The 26,122-nt window shown below is 64.4% G+C and carries 19 protein-coding genes and 1 pseudogene; 9 read left to right on the top strand and 11 right to left on the bottom strand.

The features are described 5' to 3' along the window. Positions 1-240: 240 nt before the first annotated feature. The 4 genes from C7450_RS05045 to C7450_RS05030 all read right to left on the bottom strand — a co-directional run bounded on the left by C7450_RS05045 (position 241) and on the right by C7450_RS05030 (position 4,553). Positions 241-1,803, bottom strand: coding sequence for an ABC transporter substrate-binding protein (locus C7450_RS05045; protein ID WP_110373327.1), 1,563 nt, complete (start codon positions 1,801-1,803; stop codon positions 241-243). A gap of 67 nt (positions 1,804-1,870) precedes the next feature. Beyond that, positions 1,871-2,731, bottom strand: a complete 861-nt coding sequence (locus C7450_RS05040; RefSeq protein ID WP_110373326.1) for a glycerophosphodiester phosphodiesterase — start codon at positions 2,729-2,731, stop codon at positions 1,871-1,873. Positions 2,732-2,736: 5 nt separating this feature from the next. Beyond that, on the bottom strand, positions 2,737-3,612 hold the full coding sequence (locus tag C7450_RS05035; RefSeq protein WP_110373325.1) for an ABC transporter permease: 876 nt from the start codon (positions 3,610-3,612) through the stop codon (positions 2,737-2,739). Further along, positions 3,612-4,553: an ABC transporter permease gene (locus tag C7450_RS05030; protein ID WP_110373324.1), complete on the bottom strand. Its 942-nt coding sequence runs from the start codon at positions 4,551-4,553 to the stop codon at positions 3,612-3,614. Before C7450_RS05030 ends, C7450_RS05035 begins: the two co-directional genes overlap by 1 nt. A 539-nt stretch (positions 4,554-5,092) precedes the next feature. Between C7450_RS05030 and C7450_RS05025 the strand changes: the two genes are divergently transcribed. Genes C7450_RS05025 through C7450_RS05015 form a run of 3 tightly spaced genes read left to right on the top strand, consistent with a single transcriptional unit; the run spans position 5,093 to position 9,493 of the window. Then, entirely contained in the window at positions 5,093-6,898 is a 1,806-nt protein-coding gene (locus tag C7450_RS05025; protein WP_110373753.1) for a PHA/PHB synthase family protein, read from the top strand. Next, entirely contained in the window at positions 6,882-8,312 is a 1,431-nt protein-coding gene (locus tag C7450_RS05020; RefSeq protein ID WP_110373323.1) for a bifunctional enoyl-CoA hydratase/phosphate acetyltransferase, read from the top strand. Before C7450_RS05025 ends, C7450_RS05020 begins: the two co-directional genes overlap by 17 nt. After that, positions 8,309-9,493: an acetate/propionate family kinase gene (locus C7450_RS05015; RefSeq protein WP_110373322.1), complete on the top strand. Its 1,185-nt coding sequence runs from the start codon at positions 8,309-8,311 to the stop codon at positions 9,491-9,493. The genes C7450_RS05020 and C7450_RS05015 overlap by 4 nt, the downstream gene beginning before the upstream one ends. 41 nt (positions 9,494-9,534) lie before the next feature. Here the strand turns inward: C7450_RS05015 and C7450_RS05010 are convergent, their stop codons facing one another. Further along, positions 9,535-9,975, bottom strand: coding sequence for a DUF983 domain-containing protein (locus C7450_RS05010; RefSeq protein ID WP_110373321.1), 441 nt, complete (start codon positions 9,973-9,975; stop codon positions 9,535-9,537). A gap of 431 nt (positions 9,976-10,406) precedes the next feature. Between C7450_RS05010 and C7450_RS05005 the strand changes: the two genes are divergently transcribed. The 4 genes from C7450_RS05005 (at position 10,407) to C7450_RS34275 (ending at position 13,824) form a co-directional block, all read left to right on the top strand. Then, positions 10,407-11,582 (top strand): Gfo/Idh/MocA family protein, encoded by a 1,176-nt coding sequence (locus C7450_RS05005; protein ID WP_110373752.1) that lies wholly within the window; start codon positions 10,407-10,409, stop codon positions 11,580-11,582. A 54-nt stretch (positions 11,583-11,636) separates the two neighbouring features. Then, positions 11,637-12,668 carry an NAD(P)-dependent oxidoreductase gene (locus C7450_RS05000; protein WP_210206370.1) on the top strand — a complete coding sequence of 344 codons (1,032 nt, stop codon included), beginning with the start codon at positions 11,637-11,639 and terminating at the stop codon, positions 12,666-12,668. 573 nt (positions 12,669-13,241) lie between these two features. After that, the gene (locus tag C7450_RS04995; RefSeq protein ID WP_110373319.1) at positions 13,242-13,520 is read left to right on the top strand and encodes a hypothetical protein; all 279 of its coding nucleotides are present in this window, start codon (positions 13,242-13,244) and stop codon (positions 13,518-13,520) included. Then, complete coding sequence (locus C7450_RS34275; RefSeq protein ID WP_110373318.1) at positions 13,501-13,824, top strand: hypothetical protein; 324 nt, start codon at positions 13,501-13,503, stop codon at positions 13,822-13,824. Before C7450_RS04995 ends, C7450_RS34275 begins: the two co-directional genes overlap by 20 nt. A gap of 113 nt (positions 13,825-13,937) precedes the next feature. Here C7450_RS34275 and C7450_RS04985 read toward each other — a convergent pair whose 3' ends face one another. The 4 genes and pseudogenes from C7450_RS04985 to C7450_RS04965 all read right to left on the bottom strand — a co-directional run bounded on the left by C7450_RS04985 (position 13,938) and on the right by C7450_RS04965 (position 22,002). Beyond that, positions 13,938-14,882, bottom strand: coding sequence for a GGDEF domain-containing protein (locus C7450_RS04985; RefSeq protein WP_210206369.1), 945 nt, complete (start codon positions 14,880-14,882; stop codon positions 13,938-13,940). Further along, positions 14,846-19,576 (bottom strand): PAS domain S-box protein, encoded by a 4,731-nt coding sequence (locus C7450_RS04980; protein ID WP_170147064.1) that lies wholly within the window; start codon positions 19,574-19,576, stop codon positions 14,846-14,848. Before C7450_RS04980 ends, C7450_RS04985 begins: the two co-directional genes overlap by 37 nt. A 347-nt stretch (positions 19,577-19,923) precedes the next feature. After that, positions 19,924-20,190, bottom strand: a pseudogene (locus tag C7450_RS04975) (Tn3 family transposase); the annotation flags it as partial. A gap of 558 nt (positions 20,191-20,748) precedes the next feature. Then, complete coding sequence (locus C7450_RS04965; RefSeq protein WP_110373315.1) at positions 20,749-22,002, bottom strand: NAD(P)/FAD-dependent oxidoreductase; 1,254 nt, start codon at positions 22,000-22,002, stop codon at positions 20,749-20,751. A 148-nt stretch (positions 22,003-22,150) separates the two neighbouring features. Here C7450_RS04965 and C7450_RS04960 point away from each other — a divergent pair, with 148 nt between their 5' ends. Together C7450_RS04960 and C7450_RS04955 are read left to right on the top strand one after the other, a co-directional pair. Further along, on the top strand, positions 22,151-23,356 hold the full coding sequence (locus tag C7450_RS04960; RefSeq protein WP_170147063.1) for a GntR family transcriptional regulator: 1,206 nt from the start codon (positions 22,151-22,153) through the stop codon (positions 23,354-23,356). Beyond that, on the top strand, positions 23,343-23,840 hold the full coding sequence (locus C7450_RS04955) for a GNAT family N-acetyltransferase (RefSeq protein WP_110373313.1): 498 nt from the start codon (positions 23,343-23,345) through the stop codon (positions 23,838-23,840). The genes C7450_RS04960 and C7450_RS04955 overlap by 14 nt, the downstream gene beginning before the upstream one ends. 201 nt (positions 23,841-24,041) lie before the next feature. On the opposite strand, the gene C7450_RS04950 is transcribed toward C7450_RS04955, so the two are convergent. Together C7450_RS04950 and gndA are read right to left on the bottom strand one after the other, a co-directional pair. Continuing rightward, positions 24,042-24,560: a gluconokinase gene (locus C7450_RS04950; protein ID WP_245449489.1), complete on the bottom strand. Its 519-nt coding sequence runs from the start codon at positions 24,558-24,560 to the stop codon at positions 24,042-24,044. Between the two features lie 72 nt (positions 24,561-24,632). Beyond that, positions 24,633-26,120, bottom strand: coding sequence for an NADP-dependent phosphogluconate dehydrogenase (gene gndA, locus C7450_RS04945; protein WP_110373311.1), 1,488 nt, complete (start codon positions 26,118-26,120; stop codon positions 24,633-24,635). Positions 26,121-26,122 lie beyond the last annotated feature (2 nt).

Genomic DNA, 26,122 nt, shown 5'->3' with positions numbered 1-26,122 from the left:
TCTAGGCAAATACTGGGTCTAGGCAAACACGGGGTCGAGACAAGCACTCGGTCGAGACAAACCCGGGTCCAGAGCAGGTTCGTCTGCCACGGGTTCCCACGCTGGCTTGGGTGGCGTCCGACGATTCCGTGCAAGCCTGATTGGCTCTCGACGCCGGTCACGTCTCCTGCGACCTGCGGAGAGGATGATACAGAAAAGGCGGCGTGAGCCGCCTTTTCGCTTATCGGAAGGAGCTCGCCCTCACACCTTGCCGAAGGACAGGTTGTCTGGCCGAAGATCCATGAAGTAGAAGGTTGTCGGGCGCCAGGCGATCGACTTCTTGATCGCATAGGCCTCGCTTGGCTGGTAGAGGATGGTCGCTGGCGCCTCGTCCTCCCAGATGTCCAGCATCTCGGTGAAGAGAGCCTTGCGCTTGGCGGGATCGGTCTCCGCTTCCAGGGCGCGGCCCGCCTTGTTGAAGGCATCAGTGGATTTCCAGAAATGCTGGCTCTGGATCTCGCCGTCGGGCCCCCAGGCCACCCAAATGGCGCCGAGCGGATCAGGCAGGCGCGTCGAATTCGACCAGTTGAAGATCTGGGCGCCGGGACCGCGCAGCTGGGTGGAATTCTCCACCACCTGCAGCGAAGCGTTGATACCGACGGCCTTCCACTGCTCTATCAGGATCTGGCCGGCTTCAAGCGCGTTCGTGTAGTAATTCGCCTGGGTGCGATAGACGATCGGCTCGCCGTTGTAGCCTGCTTCCTTGAGGAGCGCCTTTGCCTTCACCGGGTCGAAGGGAAGCTTGCGGCCCTCGACAAACATCTGGCCGTATTCGGGGAAGTTGTGGCTTGCCGGCACGACAGCCGTTCCCTGCCAGAGGCTGTCGACGAGCTGCTGGCGATTGATCGACGATGCGAGTGCCTGGCGGACGCGCTTGTCGGACAACAGCTTGTCACTCTCGTTGAAGGCGATGACATGGACATTGGCGAGCACCACCGAGCGCACGTCGATGTCCTTGTAGTCACCCACCACGTTCATCTGATCCGGCGGGATGTTGGTGATGAGATCATAGTCGCCCGCCACTAGCCCGGCGACGCGGGCAGCGAGTTCCGGGACGCGCTTGAAGGTGACGCGCTTGGCCGTCGGACGCCCCATGAAATAGTCGTCGAAGGCGTCGAGCACGGTTGCTTCCGACGCGCTATGGCTGACGACCCGGTAGGGGCCGGTCGCGACGGGCTTCTTGGAATAGGCTTCAAAGCCCATTTCCTCATAGGCGCGCTTGTTGACGATCCAGGCGCACCAGGAGGCGAGGCGCTGCTCGAGCAGGACATCCGGTACCTTGGTGCGGAAACGGACGGTGTAGCGGTCGATGGGCTCGACGCCGGAGAGGACGCCGAAATAGGGCTTGCCACTGGGGATCTGGGCCTTGTCGCCCCACAGCCGCCCATCGCGGAAGGTATAGGCCACATCGTCGGCGGTGAGCTCATCGCCGTTGTGGAACTTCACGCCCTGGCGGAGCGTCACGATGAGCTCCGACGGCGACACGCGCTCCCATTTGGTGGCGAGATGCGGCTTCAGCTCCGAGCCGCCGCCGTCGGGCGACCCCAGGAAGTCACGACGGATCAGCGTGTCGAAAATCGAATAGGTGACGCGGGTGCCGACATTGGAGAGCTCGCGCGCCGGCTCGAGCGTCGCCGGCAGATCGGCGACGGCGATCGTGAAATTGGGGCGGTCACCGGCGGCCGCAAAGCCGCGCGTTGCCCCCATCAGGAAGGGGGCGGCAGCCGCACCTCCGAGAATGTGGCGGCGTGAGAACGTAACCATGATCAGCTCCTTTGAGGTGGATAAACGATCCGCGCCGGCCGGCCCATGCGGTCATCATGGGCAGCCATCACGTGGGGTCATGCAGAGCGGGGGGCGACAGGGGACTGCTCTTGAAGCGGTCGCTCCCGCCGCGTCGGGCCCTGGAGTTTGGAACTTCGCGTTGCGGAACTTGGAGACCGGAAACTTGGAGATTGGGGACGAGCCGGGGGTCGTCGAGAAGGATGGCATCCGGCCGGATGGCTGCGAGGGCGGCCAGCCCCGCGGCATCGATATGGCCCACCGGGAAGGGCGGGTACTCGTCCGGCAGCGGCTGCGCGCGCGGCTGGCCGACCATCACTGCGAGATGGAGACCGGCCGCCCGCACGGCTTCGGCGCGTTGCCCGGTCGCATCGCCTTCCCATAGACGGAACCAGTTGGCACCCGCGTCGCACGCCTCCCGCGCCGCGTCGCAGTCTTCGAGGAAGGCCAGGATATTGACTGCCTCCGAACGCATCCGGGCGGCTTCGATCAGCGACAGCTCACGCAGCCCGAGCATGGTGCGCTCGATCGCCTCGCCCTCGGCGAGGACCGCCATGATGGGGGCGAGGATCGCACTGTCGGTGGTCTTCACATCGAGCAGGACGCCCATCGTCTCGGAGGCGGTGAGGGCTTCATCCAGCATCATCACCTCGGGAAGGCTGGCCCGCAGCTCCTGGAAGGTCAGCGCGCTGACGCTGCGCGGGTCGCCGGCGAGACGCATGAGATCCGCGTCATGGACGCAGACCAGCGCCCCATCCGCCGTGCGGCGCACATCGGTTTCGATGGCATGCGCCCCGGCGCCGCGGGCGGCGCTGAAGGCGGCTGCGGTATTCTCGGTCGCGAGCAGCGCGCCGCCGCGATGGGCGATGACGAGCGGGCTGGCTGAAGGTGCTGTCCAGTCAAAGGCCATCGCGTTCATCCTCGGTCGACGGTCGGATCGAGACGGTCGCGCAGCCAGTCGCCGAAGAGGCTCATGGCGAGCGTCGTCAGGAAGATGGCGCATCCCGGGAAGACCGCGATCCACCAGGCGTTGAGCAGGTAACGCCGGCCTTCGCCCAGCATCAGGCCGAGCGACGTGCCCGGCGGCTGGACCCCGAGGCCGAGGAACGAGAGGGAGGTTTCCAGGAGGATGGTGCCGGGGAAGTTCAAGGTCGCCTGCACCACGAGCGCCGCGACGATGTTCGGCAGAAGGTGCTTGAGGATGACGCGGCCCGAGCGCGCGCCGAGCGCCTCGACGGCGTTGATGTAGTCGCTGGTCTGTTCGGAGACCACGAGCCCGCGGGCGAGCCGCGTGTACTTCTCCCATCCGTCAAGGCTGACGAGGATGATGAAGAGGACAACATTATTGCCGAAGAAGGCGAGCATCGTCAGGGCCAGCAGGAGCGCCGGGATCGCGGCCTGCGTGTCGACCAGCATCATGATCGCCTGATCGGGCAGGCCCCGCAATCGCGCCGCAACGAAGCCGAGCAGGGTGCCGACAACGGCGCCTATGAGGGTGCCGAGCACGGCGATCAGGATGGACGTGCGGATGGCGTATATGAGCCGGCTCAGGATGTCGCGGCCCAATTGGTCGGTGCCGAGATAATAGGTGAAATCGCCCTGCACTGTCATCGGCGGACGCAGGCGCGCAGCAAGGTTCTGCGTCGTGAAATGGGCCGGGGCCAGCCACTCGGCGAACACCGCAACGCACACCATGAAGAACAGGAAGGCCGTCGAAATGACGACGACCGGCGACATGCCGAGCGATGCCGATCGGCCTTGCGCCGGTGCAGGTGTCTCGAGCGTTGCCATCACGCATGCGCTCCCGAGGCGCGGCCGAAGCCGCCGAGACGCGGATCGATCAGGATATGCAGGACATCGACGAGGAGGTTGGCCGACACCATGATCAGCGTGATGGTGATGATGACGGCCTGCACCACGGGCAGGTCGCGGGTGGCGACGGAATCGACGAGAAGACGGCCGACGCCCGGCCAGGCGAAGATGGTCTCCACGACCGCGCTGCCGGCAAGGATATTGCCGATCTCGATGCCGAGGAACATCAGGAGCGGCACGGACGCGTTGGGGAGCGCGTGACGCAGGATGACGCCGATGGGCATCACCCCGCGTCCGCGCGCCGCGCGGATGAAGGGCTTGCCGAGCACCTCCAGCGTCGATGTGCGCGCAAAACGCGCCAGACGTCCCGCGAGCGGCAGCCCGAGGGTGACGACCGGAAGGATGAGATGCACGAGGCTGTCCGATCCGGCGGAGGGCAATACCCTCAGTTTCAGCGCAAAGAGCAGGATCAGCAGGATGCCGAGGAAGAACACCGGCACGGCATAACCGAAGACCGCCGAGGCCATCGCCAGCCTGTCGATGGCGCTGTTGTGCTTGAGGGCCGCAAGGATGCCGAGCGGCAGGCCGATGGCGAGGGCAAGCAGCAGTGCGGCGGAGCCGAGCAGCGCGGTATTCGGCAAGGCTTCGACCACCGCATCGAAGGCGGGTCGCTCGTCGGCGAAGGATATCCCGAAATCACCGCGCAACGCGCTTGTGACGTAGCGGATGTACTGATCGTATATCGGCTGATCGAGACCCCACAATTGGCTGTAATAGGCGCGCACGTCAGGGGGCGTATCAACGGAAAGCATGATTTCAGCAGGGTCGCCCGCCAGGCGTAAGGTGACGAAGACGGCCGAAACACAGATGAACAGCGTGAGAATGGCGCGAGCCGTTCGCACAGCCAGAAAGCGTAGCATGGTGAAACCGATCAGATTCTGACGTGCAGTTGAAGGGATCTATGTGCTCTGCGATCCACGACAGGCATGTGACAGGCGCGGCGGCAGGCCCGGAAAAGACATCTCGACATGGGTCAGGTTGAGATCATGCATAGCCATCAGACGCTTCGAAGCGCCTCCTCCCTGCGGTTTGCAGGATCTATCCCTTATTGTTCGACACCAACGTCGTGTTCTGAGAAGATCATGATGGCGGGATGGCAGTTGCCGATAGGTGACTATGCCGCCCAAATCTCGGACGTTTTCCCGGTTTAAGCCAATGGACCGGGATGGATTGATGCAGATCAAGCCTATGGGAGGCTGGCGCGCTACGGTAAAATGCCGGAGCAGGTCTAGTCGCGAGGCCGGGTGGCTTTATGTCGCCGATGGTCTTCGCCGTGGAGAAGGATGGTATCTTGAGGAAAGTGCCGCGTGCTGGTGTCGTCGATGCGCCTGTGACACATTCAGGCCATGTCATGCCGTTCCCGGTGTCACCCCAGGTGTCACCCCAGGTGCCGCCCCCAATGCCTCCGCAAACGCGGGCGCGGCCCGCCGCTCCCGCCTCCTCCGCCATGACCCGCGCGCCTCATCGGCCCGATGGCGGCGAAGATGAGGTGTTCAAGGCGGTCGACCGCATGCGTGAGGCCCTCACGGCGCAGCTGACGGGGGGCTTGTCGCCGGCGGCCATGGCGCTCGCCCTGTTCGACTGGTCGATCCACCTGGCGCATGCGCCGGGCAAGCAGGCGGAGCTGCTGACCAAGGCCATGCGCAAAGCCAACCGCTTTGCCGGCTATCTTGCCATCGCCAGCCACGTGCCTGAGACACCCCCCTGCATCGCGCCTTTGCCAGGTGATAACCGCTTCACGGGCGACGCCTGGCAGAAGCCGCCCTTCAGCTTCCTCGTCCAGGCCTTCCTGCTCAATCAGCAATGGTGGCACAACGTGACCCGCGACGTGCCGGGCGTTTCCCCGCACCACGAGGATGTCGTGTCATTTTCGGCGCGGCAGCTTCTCGATGTGCTGTCGCCTTCCAACAATATTTTCACCAATCCGGAAGTGATCGCCAAGTTCTGGCAGACCGCGGGCATGAATTTCGCGGAAGGCTACAGGAACTGGCTCGACGATATCGGGCGTATCGGGACGGGGCAGCCTGCCGCCGGCACAGAGAATTTTGTGGTGGGACGCGATGTTGCGGTCACGCCGGGCGAGGTCGTGTTCCGCAACCACCTGATCGAGTTGATCCAGTACAAGCCCGCGACGGGCGACGTCTTCGCCGAGCCGGTGCTGATCGTACCGGCATGGATCATGAAATATTACATCCTCGATCTCTCGCCCCATAACTCCCTCATCCGCTATCTCGTGGATCGGGGCCATACGGTGTTCTGCCTGTCCTGGCGCAACCCGGATGCGGGCGATCGTGATCTCGGGCTCGACGACTATCGCCGGATGGGGGTCATGGCGGCACTCGATGCCGTCAATGCGATCGTCCCGGACGCAAAGATCCATGCGACCGGCTACTGTCTTGGCGGCACGCTCTTGGCGATCGCCGCCGCGGCCATGGCCCGTGCGGGCGATGATCGTCTTGCATCCGTGACGCTGCTCGCGGCGCAGACGGATTTCAGCGAGCCCGGCGAGCTTGCGCTGTTCATCGACCACAGCCAGGTGCATTTCCTCGACAGCATGATGTGGAACCGCGGTTTTCTCGCTGCGGACCAGATGGCGGGGGCGTTCCAGCTGCTGCGCTCCAGCGATCTCATCTGGTCACGGCTGGTGCACGACTACCTGATGGGTGAACGGGCGCCGATGATCGATCTGATGGCCTGGAATGCGGATTCCACGCGCATGCCCTATCGCATGCATGCGGAATATCTGCAGCGGCTCTATCTCGACAATGAGCTCGCAGCCGGCCGCTTCATAGTGGACGGCCGGCCGGCCGCCTTGCAGAATATTCGCGCGCCCATGTTCGCGGTGGGCACCGAACGCGACCATGTGGCGCCCTGGCACTCAGTCTACAAGATCCACTATCTCACCGACACCGATGTGACGTTCGTCTTGACGAGCGGTGGCCACAATGCGGGCATCGTCAGCGAGCCCGGTCGTCCACGCCGCCGCTTCCGCTCGGCCGAGAAGATGGCGACGGACGTCTGCCTGAGCGCCGACGAATGGGCAGAGGTGTCGGAGAGCCAGGAGGGCTCGTGGTGGCTCGCCTGGGCGGATTGGCTCGCGCGCCACTCCGCGCCGGAGCGCGTCGCGCCGCCGGCCATCGGGGCGGTGGACAAGGGTTACAGACCGCTGGGTGCCGCCCCGGGCACCTATGTCCTGCAAAGGTGAGGCGGCCGTGAACGATACCATGCTCAGGAACCGGACCTTCGACGAACTGACGGTGGGGGAGAGCGCATCGCTGACCCGCGTTGTCAACCGCGACGATATCGATCTGTTCGCTGTCGTTTCGGGCGACGTCAATCCGGCCCATCTCGACACGCGCTTCGCGGCCTCCGATCTCTTCGGTCATATCGTGGCGCACGGCATGTGGACCGGCGCCCTCGTCTCCGCGCTGCTCGGCACAAAGCTGCCGGGACCGGGTACCATCTATCTCGATCAGGATCTCAGCTTTCGCAAGCCGGTGGCGCCCGGCGACACGATCACCGTCACGGCGACGGTGCTGGAGAAGCGCGCGGAGAAGCGCATCGTCCTGCTCGACACCCGCTGCACCAATCAGAAGGGCGAGGATGTGTTGACCGGCACCGCGACCGTGATCGCGCCAGAGGCGTCGATCAGCTGGGCGCCGACCCGATTGCCGGATGTCACCCTGCGCCACCATGATCGCTACGAATCCTTCGTGCAGCAGGCGCGGGATTTGCCGCCGCTGCGCACCGCGATCGTGCATCCCTGCTCACCGGAGGCGCTCAAGGCGGCGATCGAAGTCCGCGACGAGGGCCTGCTCGATCCGCTGCTGGTCGGGCCGGAGGCGAAGATCCGCGCGGTCGCGGCCGCGGCCGGGCTATCGCTGGACGGGCTGACGATCGAGCCGGTGGAGCACAGCCATGCCGCCGCTGCCCGCGCGGTGGAACTGGCGGTAGCCGGCAAGGTGGCAGCCTTGATGAAAGGCAGTCTCCATACGGATGAACTGCTCGGCGCCGTCGTCCATCCGAATTCCGGCCTGCGCACGGAACGGCGCATCAGCCATGTCTATGCCATGGACGTCCCGGCCTACGGCAAGCCGCTGATCGTGACCGATGCGGCGATCAACATCCAGCCGACCCTCGAGCACAAGCGGGACATCTGCCAGAACGCGGTGGACCTTCTCGTGACCCTGGGCATTGCCGAGCCGCTGGTCGCGGTGCTGGCAGCCGTTGAAACGGTGAATGCGGCCATGCCGTCGACGCTCGATGCGGCGGCGCTGACCGTGATGGCTGCGCGGGGGCAGATCGTCGGCGCCCGCGTCGACGGGCCGCTCGCTTTCGACAACGCCATCAACCTGGAAGCCGCCCGCACGAAGGGCATCGTCTCTCCCGTCGCCGGGCAGGCCGATATCCTGCTGGTGCCGGACCTTGAGGCCGGCAACATGCTGGCCAAGCAACTCATCTATTTCGGCGGTGCGGATGCGGCGGGGCTCGTGCTTGGCGCCCGGGTGCCCATCATTCTCACGAGCCGCTCGGATTCGCTCAAGGTGCGCATCGCTTCCGCTGCGCTGGCCAAGCTGGTGGCCGCGCGCCGGGCGCTGGTGAAGAGGCCCCTCCGATGAGCGACGCGTTGTTGCTGACGTTCAATGCCGGCTCCTCGACCGTGAAAATCGGTCTGTTCAGACGCGCCGGCGGCCGCTGCGAGCGGATCGGCAAGGGGACCATCGATTTTCGCCGCAAGCCACTCACCTTCCACCTCACCGAAGGGCCGGCCACGGCAGACGTGACGTTGGCCGCGTCACCGGACGGCGCGCTGCAGGAGGTGCTCGGCGAGACCTTCGGCTGGCTGGCAGGGCATTTCGACATGGGGGCTGTGACCGCGGTCGGCCATCGCGTGGTCCACGGCGGCGACGTCTTCGCCGGGGCCGTCTCACTCGATGAGGCGGCCATTGCCCGGATCGCCGCCTTGACGCCGCTCGCGCCGCTTCATCAGCCGCAATGCGTGCGGTTGATCCGCGCCATCCGCGATTTGCATCCCGACCTGCCGCAGACAGCCTCCTTCGATACGGCTTTCCACCGCACGCAGAGCGATGTGGTGCGCCGCTTCGCCCTGCCACGGGCGCTGCATGACGAGGGCGTTAAGCGCTACGGCTTCCACGGCCTGTCCTATGCGTTCATCGCCGGGGAATTGGCGCGTCGCGCGCCGGCTGTCGCCCGCGGGAAGGTCGTCGCCGCCCATCTCGGCAGCGGGGCGAGCCTCTGCGCGCTCGACTGTGGCGTCAGTCGCGATACGAGCATGGGGTTCTCCACCCTCGACGGCATCCCGATGGCGACGCGCTGCGGTCAGCTCGATCCGGGCGTGATCCTCTATCTTCTGGAGGGCGGGCGGCGCAGCGAGGCCGAGGTCAGCGATATCCTCTACAACAAGTCCGGCCTTCTCGGCATGTCCGGGATCAGCGCCGACAGCCGCGAGCTCCTGGCGAGCGACCGCCCGGAGGCGCGCGAAGCGCTGGATGTTTTCGCCTTCCGGATCGCCGGGGAAATCGCCCGGCTTGCGGCGACCCTGGGCGGGCTCGATGCGATCGTGTTCACCGCGGGCGTCGGCGAAAACCAGCCGCGGGTGCGTGCCGCCGTTGCCGATCGTCTTGCCTGGCTTGGACTGGCGCTCGATGCAGAGGCCAATGCCGCCAATGCCGCTTGCATCAGCGCCGCCACGAGCCCTGTCTCGGCCTTCGTGATTCCGACGGACGAGGAGCAGGTGATCGCCGATGAGGCGGAGAGCGTGCTGGCCGTGACGCGGTGAGGCCGGGCGGCGCGAGCCGCCTTGACCCCTTCACCACGAGCTCAGTGGCTGCCTGATTGGGGGGCGGCCTTGGCCGGCGGATCGTCCTCCGGCCGGGCGAGCCGGCCTTCCTCCGCCTTGAAGAAGAACTGGCTTGCGACCAGCCAGCCCTTCAAGGGCCGGAGCGGGAGGATTGAGAAGAGGAGCAGCACCGGCAGGGTCGTGAACAGATGGACCCACCAGGGCGCCTCGTAGGCCGTTTCGATCCAGAGCCCGAACAGAACAGCCGGGATACAGACGAACATCATGACGAAGAAGGCCGGCCCATCGGCGGGGTCGGCGAATTGATAGTCGAGCCCGCAGACCTCGCATTCCGGCGCCAGGGTCAGGAAGCCCTTGAACAGATGGCCCTGTCCGCAACGCGGACAGCGCCCACGCAGTCCTGTTCTCATGGGTGGCAGTGGCGGCCACTGCTCATTCTTCGACACCGCGCTCTCGGACATCGCGCTTCTCCTCGATACTCGCGGACCGGCTATGACAGGCGATCTGTATGCGTAATGTATGTATCCATCGTCAATCTTCAATGTGGTCGGCCCGCCGGATCTAACGTCGCAGGCATGATGCCGCAGCCTCGAATGAGAAAAATCCTGAGAAAGCGGTCATTTCAGAGAAGGCATACAATTTGTAAGTGTATGCGTAAAAGGCAAGCATTAGCGTGGCAAACGTCATTCGGGTGGTCCCGCGAAATCTGCATCACGGCGGCGGCGCGTCCCGCGTCACATCGGCCTTGCGCCAGCCGGACGTCTAGATGCGGGTTTTTGCCGGCAGGGGCTTTGTAAGTCGCGCGCGATGCTTCATCCTGCGCGAAACGAAGGTGCCGCTCCGCATGTCGGGATCGAGCACGTTTCTCATCCAGGGGGCAGGAGGCGTCGCCATGATCTCCGTCATTGAACTGTTGGGTCGTCGTCTGCGCCTTGGGCTCATTGGCGGCGGCGGCGCGTCCCTGATCGGACCCGTGCACCGGATTGCGGCCCGCCTCGACGACGGTTTTGAGCTCGTGGCCGGGGTCCTGTCCTCGCATCCCGAGCGCGCGCTCAAGGAGGCCGAGGCGCTTGGCCTGTCACGCGGCTACAGCGACGTTCAAACCATGCTCGCGGCGGAGGCGGAACGACCGGACGGCATCGACGCCGTTGCCATCATGACGCCGAACGACAGCCATCAGGCCTATGCCGAGATGGCCCTGGACGCCGGTCTCGATGTGATCTGCGACAAGCCTCTGACGAATGACCTCGCTTCAGCCTGCGCCCTGGTCGCCAAGGCCCGCGCGCGCGGGCTCGTCTTCTGCCTCACCCACAATTACTCCGGCTATCCCATGCTGCGCGAGGCGAAGAGCGCGGTCGCGGCTGGTGAACTCGGGACGCTGCGCCTGGTACAGGCGAATTATGTGCAGGGATCGCTCGGCTCGCATGTCGAGGGCAACCCGGAGGCGATCACCGATCGTCTGCGCTGGCGCCTCGACCCCACCCGCGGCGGGCTGAGCCACGTGCTCGGCGACATCGGCACCCATGCCCATCAGATGCTGACCTTCGTGACGGGTCGGCGGGTCGAGGCCGTGCTGGCCGATGTCGGCGCGGTCATTCCCGGGCGTGTGGCCCACGACACCGCCTCGGTCATCCTGCGGCTGGAGGGCGGTGCGCGCGGCGTGATGTTCGTGACCAAGGCGGCGACGGGTGCCGAGAACGCCCTGACGCTGGAGGCCTATGGCGAGGAGGGGGGCCTGGCCTGGGCGCAGGCCAGCGCCAATGAACTGCGCATCATGCGCAATGCCAGGCCGGCGGAGCTGCGCACACGGGGCCTGCCGACCCTGCATCCCTACAGCCGTCAGGCCGCGCGTTTGCCGCCGGGGCATCCGGAGGCCTTCTTCGAGGCCTTCGCCAATATCTATCGCGACTTTGCGTCGCTCGTCGCGGCCCGCCGGGCCGGCCGTGAGCCGGAGGATTACGCCCGCATGGCACCGACAGCCGCGGATGGCGCTGAAGGGCTTGCCTTCATCGAGGCGTGCCTTGCCTCGACCGCAAGCGGCACCTGGGCGACCGTTCCGCGCGTGTGAGACGACCGCGCAACGATCAGGCCGACAGCAAGAACAGGCAGGGAGGGATATGCAGTGACAAAGCCGGTGGTGCTTCTCGATCCCCATCCGCGGCAGCGGGAGCGCATCTTCAACGCGGCCCAATGGGAGCGGCTCACGGCGATGGCCGAGGTCGTCCAGAGCGAGCACGCACCCATGGACGATGGCCTCATCGAGGCGATGCTTCCCGAGGCCGTCGCCATCATCGGGCAGACGCCCCTGCCGGCCGCGCGCGTCGAACGCGCTGCAAAGCTCAGGGCCGTCCTGAATGTCGAGGGCAATTTCTATCAGAACATTGATTACCACGCCTGTCTCACGCGCGGTATCGCGGTGCTGTCGATTGCGCCGGCCTTTGCCGTGCCGGTGGCGGAAATGGTGCTGGCGCTGGCGCTCGATCTCGCCCGCGGGATCACGGCCGCTGATGGCGCGGTGCGTGCCGGCACCGAGCGCTACGGCCTTGCCGGCAATCAGGACGCGGTTCTCCTCAGCGAGGCGCGGGTCGGACTGATCGGCTATGGCAATATCGGGCGGGCCTTGCGCCGCATGCTCGCCGGCTTCGCGGCCGACATCCAGGTCTATGATCCCTGGCTGCCAGGCGGGGCGCTTCGCGCCGAGCAGGTCCGCCCCGCCGATCTCGACACGGTGCTGTCCACCTCGCGGTTCATCTTCATTCTGGCAGGCGTGACCTCTGACAATCAGGGGTTTTTAGGGCGCGCCGCGCTCGAACGCATTGCGCCCGGGAGTATCGTCGTGCTCGGCAGCCGCGCGGGCGTCGTGGACTTTGACGCCTTTACCGACCTTGCCAACGCAGGGCATTTTCGAGCGGCAACAGATGTATTTCCGGATGAGCCGATCGCAGCCGGCGACCCCGTGCGCCAAAGCCGGTTGCTCCTCTCGCCCCATCGCGCCGGCGGAACGCCCGCCGCCATGGAGGCGATCGGCGAGATGGTGCTCGACGATCTCGATCTCATCCTGCGGGGGCTGCCGCCGCAGCGTTTGCAGCCGGCGCGCTGGGAGACCGTGCTCAAGATGCGCAGCCCGCCGGCGCAAGGGGGCAAGCTCCCGTAGGGATCGCGCCCGTCCTTTCCAGGTCACGCAATGCGGGGAGGGCGCGGGGTCCGGGCTGCCGCCGGCCGGCCGGGTGGGGCGGGTATCGCCTGACTGCAGCGACAGCGTGACCCATCACGCCACGATCATCGGCCTGTTTCCAATGGGGCGGTGATCGGCATTGCAGCGGGCAGCGATACTTATCGAGAAGATTAGAGAAATAACAAGTTATGATATTCGAATAGTTCTATGTATTTTACTGCGGATGTGACTTGCAGAACGGCGATTTGCCCTCTATGTGTGAAGCCGACGGAATGATGGAAGCATTGGTCGGCAAAACGCGTATCGAACATTCTAAGTTACAAGAATATGATCGTATCCCCGCCAATTTTTCTCCTCATTTTAACCATCAGAGATTTTAAATTTGGAATTATTTGAGCTTTAGGCTGGAGTGGCTCTGAATTTTTCGCTGAACCCGAATAATTCAGCTGTTACATCAGGCGCAATTTTTTACGGATATTGCCCGGCGAGAATCCTGTCCGCGAGCTGATGCCTTGCGATCGGGTCGCGCCCGGGTCCAGATCGAGGATCGATATGAGCGTCATTTGTGAGCGCGACGTGGCGACGATTGTGGGACAGACGGATCGGCTGATCGTCGAGGAGTTGTTGCGGACCGGGGCGACGAGGCTGGAACTGCAATGTGCCTATGCCTTCGTCAAGGGCCCGGCCAATGTGAGTTCCCTTGCCTATGATGCGCTGTCGCGACGCATGCAGCGGCTGGTCGATCTTCTGGCCGTCGGCTTGGTCGACGCTTCGGACAGAGTGCAGTCCGACGTGCCACGCGAAGGAAGGGTTGGATGTCGTGCTGCATGACACATCGCCGGAGGACGGGCGTTTTTATGATGAGGAATTGCGCCAGGCACTCATGGCGGCTTTCTGTGATGTGCTGCACGGAAGCCGCTTGCCGCCGATGGCTGTCCTGAGAATGACGGCCGAGGCGCTCGGCTCGGTCTATAGGGAAGTGAGCGATGCTCATCGTGGCGATCATGCGTGTCCTTGCGGCTGGCGGCCGAATCCGCAGGCGGATATCGCACTGCTGCAGGCGGCTTTGGCGATGACGGCGCAGATTTTGCGCGAGCCGGATCTGCTCCGGATGCCGATAGCCGGCCGCGCCTGAGATTCGGCTTCCATGCCGTCGGTTGGCGGGCTGCCGAGACGGTATGGGTGGGACGCCCATCCCCCCGCGATCGCAGGGGATTGCACATCACGTGCCTCCTGGATTGAGGCTTCTCAAAACCGCTCGGTCAGGACGCGATTCCGCCCCTCCCGCTTGGCCCGATAGAGGACTTCATCGGCGCGATTGAGCAAGGATTCCTTCGTCTTGGGCAGTCGGCCGGCGTCCGCTACGATGCCGCCACAGCTGACCGTGAGGACGCTCGCGGTCGTGGACATCTGATGCGCGATGCCGAGTTGCATCACCTCGCGGCGCGCCTGTTCCAGGACCGCTTCGACATCGACAACGCCGGGCAACAGCAGAACGAATTCCTCGCCGCCGTAGCGTGCGACCAGATCGTAGGGACGCCGCGCCACGCCCGCCAAAGTATGGGCGATGCGACGCAGGGCGTCATCGCCGGCGCCGTGGCCGTAGTGGTCATTGTATTGCTTGAAATGGTCCACATCGATCATCGCCAGCGAGAGGGATTCCTGGCTGCGCCGCGCGTGCCGGCAGGCCCGTGCCAGTTCTTCGTCAAAATGCCGGCGGTTGGCGATCCCTGTAAGGCTATCCTGCTGCGATAGCCGTTCAAGCTCGCGGCGCTGCATGGCGAGCTTGAGATAATTCCGGACGCGGGCTTTGACGATCGCGGGGCGGATCGGCTTGGAGACGTAATCCTGGGCGCCCAGCAGCAGGCCCCGTTCCTCGTCGCGTTCATCCGTATGGCCCGTGACGAAGATCACACCGATGTCGGCGGTGCGCGCGTCGGCTCGCAGGCGGCGCAGAACCTCATAGCCCCCCATGCCGGGCATCGAAACGTCGAGCAGGATCAGGCTGATGTCCGGCTCATCGGCGACGCGCTGCAGGGCGCTTGCGCCATCCTTGGCCAGGAGCAAACGGCATTCCCCGCTCAACAGCTCCGCAAGCGCCATCCTGTTCATAGGCTCATCGTCAACGATGAGGACGGTCGGTGTAGTCAGGTCGTTCATCCGCGAACCGAAGGGGGTGATGATTGCAGACAAGCCTCGATCTGCTGGAGTTCCCGCGCAGCCTTGTCGAGCTCCAGCTCGTCGAAATAAGCACGCAGGGCCTCGACGTGATGCCCGATCGCAGACGCCGCGCCAGCATCAGCCAGTTCGTCCAGCAACTGGTGGGCGGCGTAGTCGCCGCGACTGATCAAGGGTTCCAGCCTGGCGACGAGCGCGCGTGCGAGCGCGTTGTCTTGGCCGAGGGAGTCGTGGCCAAGCGGCTCTTGGCGAGACGGGTCTTGAGGAGACAGGTCTTGGCGGCGTGCGCGGCCGGATGGCTGAGGTGCCGGCTGGGCATCCAGATGCTCGCGCACCTCGGTCAGAAGTTCCTGCAACCGGATGCGGAAGTCGCGCGCAGCGGCCGCCACTGCCGCCTGATCGTCGATGGCCACGTATTCTATGGCCTCGGCAGCGGCACAGAAGTCGCGCGCACCGAGATAGCTTGCCGCCCCCTTGACCGTATGGGCGAGCGCAGCGGCCTTCGCGAAATCGGCGCGCCGGAGATGATCGTCAAGTGCAGCGGAGGCATCGGCAAAATCGTGCACAAAGCCTCGCAGCAGCCGTGCGATGCGATCCCGGCGGCCGCCGAAACGGCTGATGACGGATGCGATGTCGAGGGCTGGCGCGAAAGGTTGAGCCCCCGCGGACGAGGTTCCAGACGCCGCAGTCGGGGCATCGATCGGTGAGGAAGCTATCGATGGAGCGCGGGCGGGCGCCGAAAGGGCGTCAAGCAACGTTTCATAGAGAGCCGTCTCGTCGATCGGCTTGGTGAGATGGGCTGTCATCCCGGCGTCCAGGCTCGCGCGGCGATCTTCGACGCGCGCTTGCGCGGTCAGCGCGATGATCGGAAGATCGGTCCAGTCCGGATGGCTGCGGATCGCCCTTGCGGCGGCGAGGCCGTCCATCTCCGGCATATGCACGTCCATGAGCACCACATCAAAGGGGCTGCGCCGAAGCCGGGCGAGGGCTTCGATACCGTTGTCCGCCGTCTCGGCTCTCATCCCGACAGCAGCGATGAAGCCGCAGGCTACCTCTCTATTGAGCGGATTGTCGTCGACGACCAACGCACGCTTGCCGGCGAGCTGCGCGACGAGAGGAGGGCGCGGCGTGGTCGATGGCGGCTCCCGCCTCGTCCGGCGGGCAGGGCCGATGTGGGCGGACGGCAGGGTATCGATGATGGTGTTGAACATCACCGATTCGGTCACCGGCTTGATGAGCAGTCCCTGCAATCCGATCTGATCGATCTGCTGAAGCACCTCGTCGCGGCCATAGGCCGTGACCATGAGAACGGCGGGCATATGCTCGATCGAGGCATCGGCGCGGATGCGGCGGGCGGTCTCGATGCCGTCCATCCCCGGCATGCGCCAATCCATCAGCACGAGATCGAACGGCCGGTGCGAGCCCGAGGCAGCCCGCAGGATGGACAGCGCCTCGGCGCCGGACGCAACCGCAAGCGCTTCCAGACCGAAGGCCTCCACCATGTGGCGCAAGATCTCCCTTGCGCTTGCATTGTCATCGACGATGAGAACACGCTGGGCGCTGATCGCTTTGTGGCAGACGGGTTTGACGGTTGCCGCGGCCGCGGGATCGGTTCTGAGCCTTACCGTAAAACGGAAGGTGCTGCCCTGCCCGAATTCGCTTTCGACGGCGATCGTGCCGCCCATCAAGGCGATGATCTGCTCGGAGATTGCAAGGCCAAGACCCGTTCCGCCGTAGGTCCGTGCCATCTTCGCATCAGCCTGGGCGAACGGCCGGAATAGCCCGGACATCTGGGCAGATGTCATGCCGATGCCGGTGTCGCGCACGGCAAATTCCAGCAGAACATGGCGACTGTCCTGGCCCGGCGCAGCGCTGACGGTGACGACCACCTCTCCTTCATGGGTGAATTTGATAGCATTGCCGACCAGATTGATCAGGACCTGTCCCAGGCGCAGGGGATCTCCGCGCAGCTGACGCGGAACCTCCGGCGCCACGGCATAGGCGATCTCGAGGCCCTTTTCCTCGGCGCGCATCGCCGTGACGTCAGAGACCGATTCCAGCACCGATTCAAGCGTGAATTCGGTGTCCTCGAGCTCCAGCCGGCCGGCTTCGATCTTCGAAAAGTCAAGCACATCATCGATGATCGAGAGGAGTGTCCTGGCGGATGCGTCGATCTTCTCAAGGTAATTGCGCTGCTTGGGAGCCAAATCGGTGAGAAGGGTCAGGCGTGTCATGCCGATGACCGTGTTCATCGGCGTACGGATCTCGTGGCTCATGGTTGCCAGAAAATCGCTTTTGGCCCGTTCTGCTGCCTCGGCCGCTTCCTTGGCACGCTCAAGCGTTTCGGCCGCTTCCCGTTCGATCGTGATGTCACGCATGATGCCGTCCCAGACGGTCGTCCCGCCCGGCATCATGCGTGGCGCCGAGCGGCAATGCATCCATATGATCCGTCCGTCGCGCCTGCGCGCCCTGAACTGGCAATCGAAGACCGTCTGTGTCTCGAGCGAGTATACAATAGTGCTTTTGTAACGCTCGACGTCGTCCTCGTGGATAGCACTGATGAATGCGTCGCGATTATTGACGATTTCTTCCGCCGATATCCCAATGAGCGCGTGAATACCGGCGCTGACATAGGTGAGCTCGTATTGTTCAGGCGGATTGCATTCAAGGCGGTAGATCGCGCCGTTCGGCAGGTTATCCGCGAGCACGGCGATGCGTTGCCGGACCTCTTCCCGCTCGGTGATGTCCTGAACCGTGCCGGTCAGCCCGACGATCGCGCCGTCCGGGTCGCGATTGGCCTGTCCGCGGATATGGGCGGCGAAGCTTGTGCCATCACGCCTGAAATGATGAACATCGACCCCATAAGGCTCGCCGGTCGCGAGGCAGCGCTGCACCGCAGCAGCAATGGCTTCGGCTCCGGCGGGATCAAGCAGAGCGCGCATGCCGGCGGGCGTCGGCGTTGGGGCCTCCGGCCCGATGCCGATCATTTCTTTGAGCGTCTCGGATAAGGAAAACTCCTGCGTCGCGACGCAAAATGACCAACTCCCTATGCGGGCAATTTTTTCCGCCTGGCGGAGAGACTGGTAGCTTGCGATGAGCGCGTCCAGTGCCGCCTTATGCGTGGTAATGTCCGTATGCGTGACGATGACGCGCGTGGGCGTCCCATCCGCCTCGCGCTCGACGATCTTTCCGCGATCGAGGGTCCACCGCCACGATCCATCCTTGGCCCGCATGCGATGTTCAAGCGTGAAGACAGGATCTGTTCCGGCGAAATGCTCGCCGATGATTTGCCAGCAGCGCTCCCTGTCGTCCGGGTGGATCCGGTCGGACCAGTCGTCAGTCGTGTCGCCGATCTCATCGTCGGAATAGCCGAGCATGCGTTTCCACTGCCGGGAATAGAAGACGTGACCGGTCAGGACATTCCAGTCCCAGACACCGTCGCCGGAGCCGTCCAGGGCGAATTGCCAGCGCGCTTCGCTGTCGCGCAGGGCCTGCTCTGCACGCTTCTTCTCGGTAATATCTCGCGAAATGCCGATGAGTCCGGCGACTGCGCCATTGCTGTCACGATAGAGGCTACGGGTCGTCAGAAAGAGGCGCTCGCCCTCCGAGGTCGGAAGCACTTCCTCGATCGTCGAGGGACGACCGCTTTTCATGACCTCCAGCTCATGCCGGCGGCTAGGATCCCCGAAGTCCCTTCCGAAGATGTCGATCGCCCTTCTTCCGAGCACCTCGGCGCTGTCGCGGCCGGCAAAGCGCGCGGCGGCCTTGTTGAACAAAAGGAAACGATCTTCCAGGTCTTTGACGTAGATCGCATCGGTCGCGCTGTCCATCACGGCTTGCAGGACATCGGCGGACTGGCGCCATTCCTCCCCGCACTCACCACCACGTCGCTCGAATTCGGCGTTCAATCGCCGAATAGCCTCTTCCGAGGCCACCCGTTCCGCGATGGGCCGCACCCAGGCAAAGAAAAGCTTGCGCCCGTCGACCATGAGGCAGGTCACCAGGACCTCGATGGGAAGGGTCGCACCGCTATGATCGCATCGCCCGATATTGAGCAGTCGACTGGTGCCCGGCGCTGTTTCCGCCCAGAAATCGAGAAGCTCGCTTCGACTGAATGTCGGGGAGAGTTCAGCAACGTTGCGCGTAAGGAGCTCGGCGCGGCTATAACCCGTATTGAGGCATGCGCGCGCGTTGACGTCCAGCAAGCGCCCCTGTTCATCGTGAACATAAAACTCGTCGGCGCTGGCCTCGGCAAGCTGCCGATAGACCTTATCTGGGAAAATCCTCGCTGCGCGCGTGGCAATGTCGGCCAGATTATCCGCAATAACTGTATGAAACTGCTCCAGCAGGCAGCGCATCGCCGCCGTGTCGGCCGGCTCTGCGTGGCCCGTGATTTCGATCACGCCGAACGGTTGCCCCTCAGGCCAGTCAAGACGCAGGCCGACATAGGTTCCCGAAGGCGTATCGGCCATGACGTGCCCGGTCTCCAGCACCTGGTGACGGACAGGCGCGACGGGATCGTCCATGGCGGCCGTGTCGTCGGCCAGCATGGCGACCGGCACAAAGCGATGCGCGATGAATTGCAGAACGCGCGGCGCCGTGCCGGGCCATAGGCGGGCGAGCGTATCGACAAGCGCGCTCCAGCGTTGAATATAGAATGCCGGGATTTGCAAGGGTTCGATACGCTCCCCGCCGTCTGGGACTGACATGGCACTCTCTGGGGCTGATATGGCACTCTTGGCCCCACCGCGTTCCGCTATAGACATCCCAGTGCCCGTCGGCTCTCGTATCTGTGCTGGGAGTGCCCTGCTCTTGCTTTCATGCCAGAGACAGGGAACCACCGGACGGCATGATCTTTAACTGTCTGAGAAGGATTACAAAAACTGTTCTTTCTCCGACAAGATTCTCTGTTTCGCTTCCAGCGAATACATTACGGCAATCTGGAAATTGCGATAGTCATTTTTGCAACAGCGCAGCTTGCGATGGGGGGCGTTTTGAGGGCGTAGCGTTGGATTCCCGCAAAACAACGCTAAGCGCTAACGATCGGTGAACGCGATCATGCCGCACGGCTATTGGGCGACAGATTGAGCGGTTTTCGGTTCGCCGCCAGCGCGGCGCGATCCCAGAGAAAGTCGCCTGAGAAGGCGATATGCTCCCAGCCGACCGGCGAGGTATGGGCCAGGAGATCGTCTGGAACGGATTCACCGATCAATCGCAGATGTGCCACGGCAACGGCCATGTCGGTGGAGTTCCAATAGACGATCGCGGCGATGACGAGGTTCAGTCCGGAGGCGCGGTATTGCTGGGTCTCGTGGCTGTGATCGATGCCGAAGAAGCTCTCGGGCTCGACGCGCATTTGATTGGGCACGAAGCGCGGCACGTTGTTGCCGGACGTCGAGTTCGGGTCGAGGAGGCTCAGGTTCTTGCCTTCAGATCCTTGATCGTTCGATAAGGCGAGTCCTTCTTCACGTAGAAGACCGAGTAATAGCCCTGAGTGCCATCGAGATTGGTGTCGATCGCGAAGGCCTCGATCTTCGCTCCCGTTATCCGCGCGCGCGATGGAAGACGGGCCGTCGTGCTCCATGACACCCGATGCGTTCTCGGCCGGAATCACGGCGAAGACCAGCTCGGGATATTTTAAGTTCCAGCCCTGGGCCTAGGCCGGGAAGACACTGGCGGCGAAGCCCGCGAAGGCCAATTCAAGGGTGTTGCGACGGGTCGGCATCCTCTGCTCCAAAAGAGTGGAGGGCCTGGATACGCTGCCAAGCGATCGCCCGACCCCCCTGTCTGTTTGGGATGGGGCACTGTGTGGTCGCGGAGGGGAGCCCGTCCCCCCTCGGGAGACGGCACCCGCCTGGTCGTTGCTTTCTTGCTGGGCGGATCACCGCGGCGAGACGGCGCCGCTCCATTTGCCCGCGCGCGCCGCCGAACATGCCGCACGGAACGCCTCCGAGGCCGGATCCACGGTTCCGAACCTGTCGGGTCTGAATGGATGGGGGTCGACGAATGGCGCTTGTCCGGCCAGGAGTTCGGCGATCAGACGTCCGATGCCACCCGACGCAGCAACGCCTGCGCCGGAGCAGCCGGTCGCGATCATGAAGCCGCTCAGGCCTTCGAAGGCGCCGATCGCGAATTTTCCGTCCGGCGTGTAGGTGCACAGCCCGGCGATGTGATGTGAGAATCGCCACTCGTCGATCGACGGCGCGACGCTACGCATGGGGTCGAGCTGGACGACGAGCTGTTCCTGATCGGCTTCCGGATCGAAAAGCGGGGCGAAATCTACATCGTCCGGCAGCGTGAAGGGGTCGAACGTCTTGGAAGCGGGCTCGGAGAAGCCAACGAGCAGCCCGCCGGAAAACGGCTGGGTGTACCCCTTGAAGTCGGGAAGGCTGAGGATCGGCTGGCTGGCCACGCCATCTCTATGCGGGGCTGTCACCCAATAGTGGCTTCGCGTCGGCGCCGCAGGCGCATATGTGCCGGCAGCCCTTGCGGCGACCGCCGACCAGGCCCCGGCGGCATCGACTACATGTTGTGCCCGCACAGTCCCGCTTGCGGTTCGCACCCCGATGACCTGCGGGCCTTCGCGGACGACGTCGATCACGCTGACGCCACGCTGAATGCGAACGCCGCGCCCTCTGGCGGCCCGGGCATAGGCGGCAGCCAGCCGGGTTCCGTCGATGATACCGGCATCGGGCAGCCAAAGGCGCGTCCCAGCGTCCGACATGTCCAGCCAGGGACAGAGCTCGCGGGCGGCCGGAGCGTCCAGGCGCTCGAAGGGGATGCCCTCCGCGGAAAGCGGCGCCTCCAGCTTCGCGAGTTCGGCTGCACGCTCGGCAGAGAAGCCCACCCGGAGATTGCCCACGCGCCGGAAGTCCAGAGGCTCGCCCACTTCATCCTCGAGGTCCGGGATGAGGTTGAAGGTGTGCCGCTGCATGCGGAGCATGTTGGGGTCGGTGCGGCCGGATGAGACCTGCCCAGCGGTTCGCGCGGTCGTCGCGGCCCCTATTTCCCCGCGTTCGATCAGCAGGATGTCGGAGAGCCCCTCGCGGGCGCAGTGATAGGCGATCGAGCACCCGACGACCCCGCCGCCGATGATCACGATCGCGGCTTCGTCGTTCCAATCTGTGGGGACCATCAATGCCTCCGGCCATCAGCATCGTAGCGCCGTAACGGCGATAGCGGCTGGATAGTCAGCAATCCCATTATTGTCAACAATCAAGAAAATGTTGACAATCTCGGAGATGACAGTACTGGATGGCGTTTTCGGGAAGTCGGAAAGCGTCGTGGATAGTTCAGTTTCAAGACAGGGCGACGACGGAGGCAAGCGGCGACCGCTGGGCGAGAGCGTCGCCGACGAGATCACGCGCATCATCCTCGCGGGGGAAATCCGTCCCGGGGAGAAAGTTCCGGAGGTCGAGATTGCGCGTCGTCTCGGCGTGAGCCGCGGCCCGGTCCGGGAGGCCTGCCGGCAGTTGCGGGAAGCGGGTCTGCTATCGGGCGAAGCTTTTCGCGGTTGCTTCGTGCGGACCTTCACGCAGAGCGAGGTCGAGGAGATCTACGTCCTGCGCTCCCTGCTCGAAAGTGCGGCGGTCGCCAAGGCCACCGAACTCGGATCCGCCGCCGAGCTGAAGCAGGTCGAGGGCGCCCTGGAAGCCTTCGAGACCGCCGTGCTCGCGAACTCCCGGCAGCGTGCGATCGAGGCCGACGTTGCGTTCCACACGGCGATCTGTGCGGCGGCGCGCAACGAGCGTGTCACGACGACCTTCGCGAAGCTCGCGGTCGAGCTTCAGCTCCTGCAAATCTTGATCCCGTCGGCTCCGGAGAATCTGAAGGCCGCCGCGCTCGATCACCGCGGTCTGTTCAAGGCGCTCGTGGATCGACGGCCCGATCGCGCTGTCTCGAAGATGGCCGAGCATCTTCAGGAGGAGCGCGACACCATCCTGCAATACCTCAACCCCCATGGCGGGGCCACACCACGGTCGGATGCGGCCTGGTCCTTGCGACAGCCGGACTTGGGCGAGCAGAAGCTCGCGGCCCGGATCCGCCTGCGGCGGCATGAGCCAAGCGACTTGCCGCTGCTCGGCCGGATGAACCGGCAATCCCTGGACGATCAGGGCCACCGGAACGCGATGACGGCGGAGCAACTGGAAGAGCGCTTCGCCCAGTTCGCCGAGCAGGGCTGGTCGATCGACCTGTTCGTCCTTGAGGACGAGGTCATAGGCTACGCGTTGCATCGCTATGAACCCGATCCGCTCGAACCCGGCGGTCGGCGCATTCATTTGCGTGGCTACTACATCGTCAAGGATCGCCGCCTGAGCGATGCGCCGCGGCTTGCTTTCCAGGCACTGGTGAAGGAGCGCTATCGGCCCGGCGAACGGATCTATCTGGAAGCGATCGAAAACAACCCGGGAGGCAAGCTGTTCTGGGCCCGCAATGGCTTCACGCCGTTCAGCACCATCATGGAGTACCTGATCGATGACGCCGGTTGATCTGCAACCGAACGATCCGCGGATCGCCTTTGCGGGCCTCGTTATTCGCGAGGCCGATCGGGCTGATCACGCGATGCTTGCTCGAATGAACCTGCAGCTCCGTCAGGACGAAGGCATCCATGCCACGCTGACGTTGAAGGAGATGGAGGCGCGTTTCGAGCGCTTCCAGGACATCGACGGCTACAGCGTCGAGATTTTCATGCTGGCGGATGGCCCGGTCGGTTTCGTCACCTATCGGATCGAGGCGGACGACTCGTTGAAGGGCGTAAGTCGGGTCTACATCCGCCAGTTTTTCATCACACGAGATATGCGGCGGACCGGCCTCGGCCGCGCCTGCCTTGAACTCTTGCTCGATAAGCGCGTGAAGAAGCCTAACACCGTGCGTTTGGAGGTCTTGGAGACTAACCCGAACGGCTTGGCATTCTGGATGGCGGCGGGCTTCTCCGGTTACTCACGGATCATGGAACGCGAGCTCAAGGGGTAGTGTTACCATCGGTAGCCTGTGATTTCGGTGCTCGCTTTCGGGCAAAATATGCGACGCCTTGGGCGCGCGACCAACACGACAGCGGCGGCGGTCACAAACGTCAGCCGCTTATCCAAGCGATATGTTCGGCGCCAGCCACCTGGTATTCACGATCTGATCTGCCTTAGCGTTGTTTAGCGGGAAATCAACGCGATACCCTCGTTATGACCCGGCAATCCGGGCGACAACCTGGTCGACGAGGAGGGCGGGTGGTTCGGTGCCATCGAGGGTCAGTACGTTTTCGTCCGCATCCGGCAATTCCAGGGCGGCGAACTGGCTGTCGAGCAGCGACGGCGGCATGTAGTGGCCCGGTCGGTGTTTCATGCGTTCGGCGATCATGGCGCGGTCACCGACTTGATGCACGAACAGGATGGCCGGGCAACCTTCGCGCAGGCGGTCGCGGTAGCGCCGCTTGAGCGCCGAACAGGCCAAAGCGACCGAACGGCCTTCAGCGCGTGAAGTTCGCAAAAGCTCTGCGAGCCGGGCGAGCCACGGCGCGCGATCTTCATCGGTCAGCGGAATGCCCGCCGACATCTTGGCGACATTGGCGGGCGGGTGGAAATCGTCGGCATCGTAGAAGGTGAGCCCCAAGCGTGCGGCCAGAGCAAGGCCGAGCGTGGTCTTGCCGCTGCCGGCGACCCCCATCAACACGATGGCAACCGGTTGGTCAGAGCGTCGCAAGGACGCCTCCATCGACGTTGAGGATCTGGCCACTGACGCTATCCGAGGCGGTGGAGGCGCGTATATCCGGCATCAGACCGGCGGCCATTCGTGATGGAAGACCCCGTCCCGGTCGAGCCGGCGGAAGGTGTGTGCGCCGAACAGGTCGCGCTGCGCCTGGATCAGATTGGCGGTGCCGCGTCGCCGGCGCAGATCGTCGAAATAGGCGAGCGCCGCGGAGAGGGCCGGCACCGGAATGCCGGCGAGCACGGCCTGCGCCACCACGCGGCGCAACGCGCCCTGGCCCGCCTTCACGCGTTTGACGAATTCCGGCACCTGCAGGAGGTTTTCCGGCGTCTCGCTGGCATCGAAAGCACGCGTGATAGCGTCGAGGAAGCGCGAGCGGATGATGCAGCCGGCACGCCAGATCTCGGCGATCTTGCCGAGCGGAAGGTTCCAGCCGAAGGTCTTCGAGGCCTCCTGCATGATGACGAAGCCCTGCGCATAGGCGATGATCTTGGCGGTTTCCAACGCCTTCTCGAGCGCATCGAGGTCGACGCCGGTGAGCTTTTCGGTGGCCCCGAGGTCATAGATCGCGCCGGTGCGGGCACGCTCGGCCCGGTGCGCGGAGATGATGCGCGCCGAGACCGCGGCTTCGAGCGTCGTGGCGCTGACCGCGAGCTTCTGCGCCTCGATCACCGCCCAGCGGCCAGTGCCCTTCTGGCCGGCCTCGTCGACAATGACGTCGACCATCGGCTTGCCCGTATCCGGATCGATTTCGGCGAGGGTGACGCCTGAGATCTCGATGAGATAGGAGGCGAGATCGCCCGCGTTCCACCGCGTGAAGACCTTGGCGGCATCCGCAGCCTTGAGGCCGAGGCCGTCGCGCATGATGCCATAGACCTCGGCGATCATCTCCATATCGGCATATTCGATGCCGTTGTGGATGGTCTTGACGAAATGGCCCGCGCCGTCGGGCCCCATATGGGCGACGCAGGGGGCGCCCTGATACTTGGCGGCGATGCGCTCCAGGATCGGGCCGATGATCGCATAGACGTCCGCGTCGCCGCCGGCCATGATCGACGGCCCGTGGCGGGCGCCGAGTTCGCCGCCGGACACGCCCATGCCGACGAAGCGGATCGGGCTGTCCTTCAATTGAGCCGCGCGGCGGCGCGTGTCGTTGAAGTCGGCATTGCCGGCGTCGATGACGATGTCGCCTTTGTCGAGCAACGGCTTGAGCGCCGCGATCTGCTCGTCGACGGCCGCGCCCGCCTGCACCATCAGGATGATGATGCGCGGCGTGGCGAGCGCCTCGACAAAGCGCTCGAGGCTGTCGGTCGGAACGAGGGATTTCGCGAAGGCGGGATTGGCGTCCGCGAGTTCCTGCGCCTTGATGGTCGTGCGGTTGAAAAGCGCGACGGTCTGGCCGCCCTGGTCCGCCAGGTTGAGGGCGAGATTGGCGCCCATGGTTCCGAGCCCGAGGACGCCTACTGAAGCCTTTGTCGTCATGTCTCGTTCCTGTTTCGCGCGAGGACGGGGTCTGTTGCCTGGGTAGCGCAGGGCCGTCTCGCGATACACCATCC

Source organism: Chelatococcus asaccharovorans (genome assembly GCF_003201475.1).
Classification (GTDB): Bacteria; Pseudomonadota; Alphaproteobacteria; order Rhizobiales; family Beijerinckiaceae; genus Chelatococcus; species Chelatococcus asaccharovorans.
This window is presented reverse-complemented; position numbering and strand designations above follow the sequence as displayed.